The sequence below is a fragment of the Sphingomonas sp. P3_C6 genome (assembly GCF_056402595.1).
In genome coordinates this window covers 50,554-57,500 of the sequence record NZ_JBFUHB010000026.1, presented here as the reverse complement: position 1 = coordinate 57,500, position 6,947 = coordinate 50,554, and the positions used below count along the sequence as shown (strand labels likewise).

Below are 6,947 nucleotides of genomic sequence, written 5' to 3'. Positions count from 1 at the left end.
GCCACCTTCCTCGTGATTCGGATCCTCGATCCCCACGATTACGGTCTGTTCGCAATGACCCAGGTGATTCTCGTCCTGCTCAACATGCTCAACGGCTATGGCCTGGCGAGCGGACTCATCCAGCAGCCGGAGATCGGCAAAAAGGAGATTCGCCAGCTCTTCGGCATGCTGGTGCTGCTGAACTTCGGGCTGGGCGCCGCCCAGTTCCTGCTCGCCCCGCTGGCTGCTGCCTATTACCGGCAGGATATCGTGATGCACCTGCTGCGCGTGCAGGCACTGCTCTATCTCACCACCCCGTTCATCGCGCTGCCCTATGCGCTTCTGTCCCGCACGATGGACTTCCGCCTTCAGGCCCGGGTCAACATCCTCGCGTCGATCGCCAGCGCCAGTGCAGCGCTTGCCGGTGCGCTCGCCGGCCTTGGCGTATGGACGCTGGTGCTGGCCCCTCTCGTACTGTTCAGCGTGCGCGCGGTCGGCATGACGATCGCGGCGAAGTCGCTGGTATGGCCAAGCTTCGATTTCCGCGGCGCGGGGAGCCTGGCCAAGTACGGAGGCGTGATGGCCGCCGGCCAGCTCTTCTGGTTCTTCCAGAGCCAAGCCGACGTGTTCATCGCCGGCCGGCATTTCAGCCCGCACATGCTGGGCATCTACACGACCAGCCTGTTCCTCACCCAGATCTTCGTGTCGAAATTCGTGCCGCCGCTGAACGAAGTGGCCTTTTCCGCCTATGCGCGGATCCAGCACGATACCCAGGCAGTGGCGACGGCGTTCACGCGCAGCGTGCGAATCATCATGATCGCCGCCCTGCCCTTCTATTTCGGCCTCGCTGCCACGGCCGAGCCGCTGGTGCTGACCGTGCTCGGCGACAAATGGGCCGAGACGATTCCCGTCGTGCATCTGCTCGCACTGGCCATGCCGTTCATGACCCTTCAGGTCCTGCTCCAGCCGGCGTGCGACGCCCGCGGCCGCCCGGGAATCGGCGTACGCAACGGCGCGATCGGATCGCTGGTCCTCGCGGCCGGCTTCCTGGTCGGGGTCAACTGGGGTCCGAGTGGCCTCGCAATGGCGTGGATCGTCGCCTATCCGATCTATCTCGGCATCAGCCTCTGGCGGTCGCTGCCGGTGATCGGCACCAATATCGGCGCCCTGGCCAATGCGATCGCGCCCGCCCTGCTCGCCGCGCTCGGCATGGCGCTGGCCGTGGTGCTGGTCGACGATATTCTGCCGCCGCTCCACCCGGTCCCGCGCCTCGCGATCCTCATGGCGACCGGCGGGCTGGTCTATACCGGCTGGCTGCTGATCTTCGCGCGCAGCCTGATCCGCGAACTGATCGCGATCGTCAGGAAGCAGCCGCTTCCGGCGTGATTCCCGAAGAATCCGTGACGAATCGCGCTCGAGACCGTGATTGCGGAAAGCCGTAGCTGAGTCGCGCAGAACCGCTCCGGCGGGCAATATGGATATCGATGCGGCCTAAGCCGACTGGATATAGCTCCGCATCGCCTCGGCATCGGCCTCGATCCGGTCGATTCGGTATTTGACGAGATCGCCGATCGAGACCACGCCGATCACCCGACCACCCTCGACCACCGGCAGATGGCGGATGCGCCGCCGAGTCATCAGCGACAGCGCACCGATCACGGCTTCGGACGGGCTGACGGTGATCGCGGGCGAGGTCATCACCTCTCCCACCTTGCGGCCGAGCGCCTCGGCCCCCTGACTACTCAGCGCATGAATCACGTCGCGTTCCGAGAAGATGCCAACCACCTGGCCTTCATCCATCACCGGCACCGCGCCGATTCGCCGCTCGGCGAGCAACGCCACCGCCTCACCCAGATTCTGATGCGCGGTGATCGAGATCACGTCGCGTCCCTTGCCGGCCAGGATCGCTGCTATCGTCATGGTCCATCTCCTCGTCCGCGACCCGTGTTCCCCGAGTCCCTGAGGCGCTTGAGGATTCCACGTTTACGGCCATATGGGAAGCATGAGCGAACGCCCTTCAGGACTCGATAACCCCGAACAGGCGGCATTTGCCTGGCGCCGCTATCGCCGGCTGCTCGGCTGGATGACCCTGTTCTCGCTTCTCTGCGGGCTCGCCGCCGTGTTCGGCCTGCAATATCTATACGGCCCGCTCTCCTGGGTCGCAGTCGCGGCGGCGATCGGCGGCATCGGGGGATCGGTGCTGATGGCCTCCGCCCTGATGGGGCTGGTGTTCCTGAGCTCAGGCACTGGCCATGACGAATCGGTCGATGCCCGCGACTATGAAGAGCCCGTCGGCCCGAAACACGACCGGCCCTAATTCCCGGCTTCCAGCGCCAGCGCTAACCTCAGCGTCGCCGCGCCATTGGGCGGCACCGTCACGCGCCAGGTCTTCACGCCCTTGCGCTCGATCAGCGTCTCGCTCGCCGAGGCGATCTTGTAGGGGATCGGCAGCTCGAAGATCTCCGGTGTGGCTCGGGCATTGCTCACGCTGACGCTATAGGGCTTGCGCCGCCCGGACCATGGCCGCGCGACGATCGTGTAGCGGACGTCGCGGCTCTCTCCGGCGCCTATCTCGACCTCGTCGCCGATCGCCCGGTCCTTGAGGGTGCTTTCGGCGACGAGCAAAGGGGCGCCGTCCACGGGCTCGAACAGCGCGACACCCCCGGCCGGCAAGGGCAGGCCGAGTCCCTTCGCCTCGCGATTCTCCGTCCGCAGCACGACCCCGGACGGCTCGCTCTCGCGCTCATCCTCCCGGTCATAGTCGAATTCCTCGAACGCGCCGGTGTGGATCCGCTCGAAGCGCACGCCCTCGCGATTGATCATAGCCACCTGCTTGCGGCTGCGCGCGGCGACCGTGACCCGTTCGGGAATCCGATAGAGCTTCAGGTCGCCCAGTTCCTCCTGCACCGCCGTCACCACGCTGACTGCCACCGGGGAACTGAAGGAGGAGCGCCGCAGCGACGAACCGGTCACGACGATGTCCTGGGCGTCCATCACTGATAGCGACTCAGCCACCAAGCCGAGCTGGCCCCCGCGGCGGATGCCCAAACGAGGATGGGTGCTGGTGATATCCATCGGCCAGCATTGCAGATGAAGCTCGGGCGGCGGCCCCTTGGGCAATATCGCATTGGCTACCTTGTTCGGCGCCCCTGCGACCGCCTGGGTATGGGCATCGGCGAAACCCTGGCTGCCGCCATTGGCGACGGTCAGCCAGGCGAACAGATCGAGCGATGTCCCGTCCTCGCTCAGCCGCGCGACATAATTGGTCGTCCAGTCGAACCCCTGAGCCAGATAGGAAAGCTGCACCGTCGCGGTCACCGCCGCCGCGCTGTCGGTGACGACCGACAGGGTCGGTTTCGCCGAGAGATCGGCGGGCACGGCAGCATAGGAAAGCGATTCGGGCAGACCCGAACAGGACAACGCCTCGACACCTTCAGCTGTGGTCAGCAGCACGCCGCTGCCGGGGCCCGACTGGATGATCGCCTCCTCCGTCCGGCTCACCCCGGTCCGGCGATTGGTGCGACGCAGGGTCACCCTGCGCTTGAGATAGGCGTCGACCAGTGCCGCCGGCGACAGCAACCGGGCGTCGCGATTCTTCTCGTTCACCTGGCGTGGCAGGCCGGTGACGATCGCGCTTTCAGGCAGCATGCCTTCCGACACGCCCTCGAACCGGATGACCGACCGGCCGGCGGGCACATTGATGGTGCGTGTCTCCGTGATGAGCGCATAGCCGCCGGGCCAGGCCTGCGTGATCGCGCCCTGACTGCGGCCGGGATCGCGGTAAAGGGTGACCGACACCGATTCGACATGGTCCGATTCGACGATGGCCTGCGCTCCGGCAGACGACGCGGCAAAGGCGGCGGCCATCGCGATCAGGACGCCGACGGACCGCATCACGGCCTTGTGTCGAAGGTCACGTCCAGCACCGCGCTACCATTGGCCGGCACGGTCGTGCGCCAGACCTTGCCGCCCTTGCGCTCGATCAGCGGCGCGCTCGACGTCCCTATCTTGAGAGTCAGGGGAAGCTCGAACGTCTCGGGCGTCGCCCGGGCATTGGTGACGCGGATCGTGAAGGGCGCCTTGCCCGCGACGCGCGGCAGAGCCGTCGTCACATAACGCAGATCGGGGCTGGCGCCGGCGCGGAGTTCGACCTCGTCGCCGATCGCGAGATCCTTCAGGCCGCTCTCGCCGACCAGCATCGACGCACCGCCGGCCGTTTCGAACACCGCGACGCCACCTGCGGGCAGTGGCAGCCCCAGCCCTTTCGCCTCCTTGTTCTCGGTGCGCAGGACCAGCCCGGCCGGCTGGCTCGGCATGGAGAAAGGCGGGCTGTAGAGCGAGCCGTTGAAATAGCCCGTATAGATGCGGTCGAATGTCACGCCCTTGCGATCGATCATCGCCACCTGCTTGCGGCTGAGCGCAGCGACGGTGACCGGTTCGGGGACGCGGTAGAGCTTCAGATCGCCCAGTTCCTCCTGCTGCGCCATCATCACCGGCTCCGGTGTGGGCGGCGGGGCTGGGGCTACCATCATCGGCGGCGCCATCATCATCCTGTCCCGTCGCGATGCCTTGACGACGATATTCGCCGTATAGCCTTCGTCGATGACCATCTGCGGCGGCGGCGGCCGCTCGATGCTCCATTTCGGATAGGTGCTGGTAATGTCCATCGGCCAGCATTGCAGGCGCAGCTCGGGCGGCGGCCCCGCGGGAAGGGGCGCCGCATTTTCGCGGTGAAGGCCGCCGGCGACCGCCTGGGTATGGGCACCGGCAAAACCCTGGCTGCCGCCATTCGCGACCGTCAGCCAGGCGAACAGGTCGAGCGTCTTTCCGTCATCGGCCACGCGCGCGACATAATTGGCCGACCAGTCGAAACCCTGCGCCAGATAGGAAAGCTGGATCGTCGCCCGCGTCGCCTTGGCGGTGTCGGTCGTCACCGACAAAGTGGGCTTGGCGGAAAGCCCGTCGGGCACGCCCGGGTAGGATAGCGACTCGGGCAGGCCGGAACAGGACAGCGCCTCGACCCCGGCCTTGGTGGTCAGCAATACGCCACCGCCGGGGCCGGACTGGATGACGGCATCCTCGGTCGTCTCCTTGCCGGTCGCGCGGCTGGTCCGGGTGATGGTCACCCTTCGCTTCAGATAGGCATCGACCAGCGAGGCCGGCGACAGGAGCCGTGCATCGCGATTCTTCTCGTTCGCCGGCCGGGGCAGCCCGGTGACGATCGCGCTTTCGGGCATCATGCCTTCGGCCACACCCTCGAACCGGATGACGGATCGGCCGGCCGGCACGCTGATCGTCCGCGTCTCGGTAATCAATGCATAGCCGCCGGGCCAGCCGGGTCGGATCGCCCCCTCGCCCCGGCCCGGCTCGCGGTAGAGCGTCACCGACACCGAATCGATCCGGTCGGATTGCACCATCGCCTGCGCCGTCGCGGGCCCGGCTAAAGGCAACCCGGCGATAAGCATCATCGGAAGGGCGATGCGCCGCATCGTCAGTACCGGGTGTCGAACACCACGCTCAGCGACGCCTTGCCGTTGGCCGGCACCGGCACCTTCCATTCCATCCGGTCGGCCGACACGCGCTCCCCGATGATCGCCTGTTCGACCAGGCGTACGTCACCCCATAGCCCGTCCTGCGCGAGGTCGACCGTCACCTGTTCCGGCCGGGCATTGGTGAAGTCGTAGCGCATCGTCGTGCGCCAGCGGCTCGACGACAGGCGCTTGCGCTCGACGACCGCCGCCGTGCCCTTCACGTCGAAGGCGTCGCCGGTGCGGATCGACATCTGCGATCCCATCGGCGTCGCCGGGATGCGGTTCTCGCCGATGAACTGCGGATCGCCCCGCACGTCCTTCATATAGACCCGGATCACCCCGGCCGGGAGCTGATCGCCCAGCCCGCCACTCTTCGAGGTCGAGAATTTCAGCACGGTCGCCGCACTGCGTGGTTCGGCGGAGGTGGCCAGCCAGCCATTAGTCCATTCATAGGCCTTGCGGGCCGGCGCCCCCTTCACGTCGAGGAAACTGACCTGTTTCTGCTGCGCATTGGCGATCGTCGTGCGCTCGCTCAGCGGATAGAGATAATAGTCGCCGAGCCGTTCGCGCGTGCCCGTCTCGGTGCCGGCTTCCTCGATCGCGCCGCGGGTGAGCCGCGAGAAACCGCCGGCACCGCGATCGGGATTGCCTGCGACCAGCAGCACATTGGCATTGCTGTAGGTCGTGCCGGTGCTGTTGGTCAGCGTGACCCAGCCCTGCACGTCGATCGCACCCTTCCCCTCGTCGAACAGCATGACATAGTCGCTGGTCCAGCCGAGCCCCGGCGTCAGATAGGAAAGCGTCGTGGGCACCCGCCCGGCGCGCGCCGCCTGGAGCGTGACCGACAGGGTCGGCCGCGCGCGCAGATTCTCCGGCACCTTGTCGAACACCACGCGTACCGGCAGCCCGTCGTCGCGCAGCACCTCGATCCGGTTGCCGATCTGCAGCACGATGCCGCCATTGGCCGCGAGCACCTTCGCCTGCTCGCGCGTCTCGGCGCCTGTCGCCGGGTTGGTACGGACGATGGTGACGACCGATCCGACCGCCTTCTCCATCAACTTGTCCGGGGAAAGCAGGTCGAAATCGAAATTCTGCTCGACGATACCGATGCCCGGCCCGCCCAGCGTCACCGTCTCCGACCGGATCTGCGCCGAGACGTCGGGGAATTCCTGCCGCGTACGGCCCGCGGGCAGATCCAGCTGGCGGATATCCTGCACCAGCGACTGGCCGTTCTGGTAGATGGTGACCGATATGTCGCCCTGCGCGGTGGGCCCGGTCGGCAAGACTGGCGTTGGGGCCGGTGTCGTCTGCGCGACCGCCGCGGTGGGCAGCGCCGTCAGCGCCAGCAACGTCCAGAACCGCATCCCCGTCCTCCCATGTTATGAAGTATCATTCTAACCAAGCGCCGGGTGGCGTCAATCTCGAATCCTTCCCGGC

The 6,947-nt window shown here is 66.6% G+C and carries 6 protein-coding genes (1 of these 6 running past the window's edge); 2 read left to right on the top strand and 4 right to left on the bottom strand.

Going from position 1 to position 6,947, the window contains the following annotated elements:
* On the top strand, positions 1-1,365 hold the 3' portion of the coding sequence (locus AC1DT7_RS19660) for a lipopolysaccharide biosynthesis protein (protein WP_478037878.1). 117 nt of this gene lie to the left of the window's left edge; 1,365 of the gene's 1,482 nt are visible here — the last part of the coding sequence; its start codon lies off the left edge, out of view; the stop codon is at positions 1,363-1,365.
* Between the two features lie 105 nt (positions 1,366-1,470).
* Here AC1DT7_RS19660 and AC1DT7_RS19655 read toward each other — a convergent pair whose 3' ends face one another.
* Positions 1,471-1,899, bottom strand: coding sequence for a CBS domain-containing protein (locus tag AC1DT7_RS19655; protein WP_478037877.1), 429 nt, complete (start codon positions 1,897-1,899; stop codon positions 1,471-1,473).
* 82 nt (positions 1,900-1,981) lie between these two features.
* Between AC1DT7_RS19655 and AC1DT7_RS19650 the strand changes: the two genes are divergently transcribed.
* Complete coding sequence (locus AC1DT7_RS19650; RefSeq protein ID WP_478037876.1) at positions 1,982-2,296, top strand: hypothetical protein; 315 nt, start codon at positions 1,982-1,984, stop codon at positions 2,294-2,296.
* On the opposite strand, the gene AC1DT7_RS19645 is transcribed toward AC1DT7_RS19650, so the two are convergent.
* From AC1DT7_RS19645 to AC1DT7_RS19635, 3 genes are read right to left on the bottom strand one after another with little or no spacing between them, the layout of a single operon-like run.
* Positions 2,293-3,873: a DUF4139 domain-containing protein gene (locus AC1DT7_RS19645; RefSeq protein ID WP_478037875.1), complete on the bottom strand. Its 1,581-nt coding sequence runs from the start codon at positions 3,871-3,873 to the stop codon at positions 2,293-2,295. The genes AC1DT7_RS19650 and AC1DT7_RS19645 overlap by 4 nt on opposite strands.
* The gene (locus tag AC1DT7_RS19640; protein WP_478037874.1) at positions 3,873-5,468 is read right to left on the bottom strand and encodes a DUF4139 domain-containing protein; all 1,596 of its coding nucleotides are present in this window, start codon (positions 5,466-5,468) and stop codon (positions 3,873-3,875) included. Before AC1DT7_RS19640 ends, AC1DT7_RS19645 begins: the two co-directional genes overlap by 1 nt.
* Before the next feature lie 2 nt (positions 5,469-5,470).
* Positions 5,471-6,874 (bottom strand): DUF4139 domain-containing protein, encoded by a 1,404-nt coding sequence (locus tag AC1DT7_RS19635; RefSeq protein ID WP_478037873.1) that lies wholly within the window; start codon positions 6,872-6,874, stop codon positions 5,471-5,473.
* Positions 6,875-6,947 lie beyond the last annotated feature (73 nt).

Bases quoted from the DNA above. Each gene is read 5' to 3' on its own strand.
- AC1DT7_RS19640 (WP_478037874.1), bottom strand. From the start codon at position 5,468: ATGCGGCGCATCGCCCTTCCGATGATGCTTATCGCCGGGTTGCCTTTA.
- AC1DT7_RS19645 (WP_478037875.1), bottom strand. From the start codon at position 3,873: ATGCGGTCCGTCGGCGTCCTGATCGCGATGGCCGCCGCCTTTGCCGCG.
- AC1DT7_RS19635 (WP_478037873.1), bottom strand. From the start codon at position 6,874: ATGCGGTTCTGGACGTTGCTGGCGCTGACGGCGCTGCCCACCGCGGCG.
- AC1DT7_RS19655 (WP_478037877.1), bottom strand. From the start codon at position 1,899: ATGACGATAGCAGCGATCCTGGCCGGCAAGGGACGCGACGTGATCTCG.
- AC1DT7_RS19650 (WP_478037876.1), top strand. From the start codon at position 1,982: ATGAGCGAACGCCCTTCAGGACTCGATAACCCCGAACAGGCGGCATTT.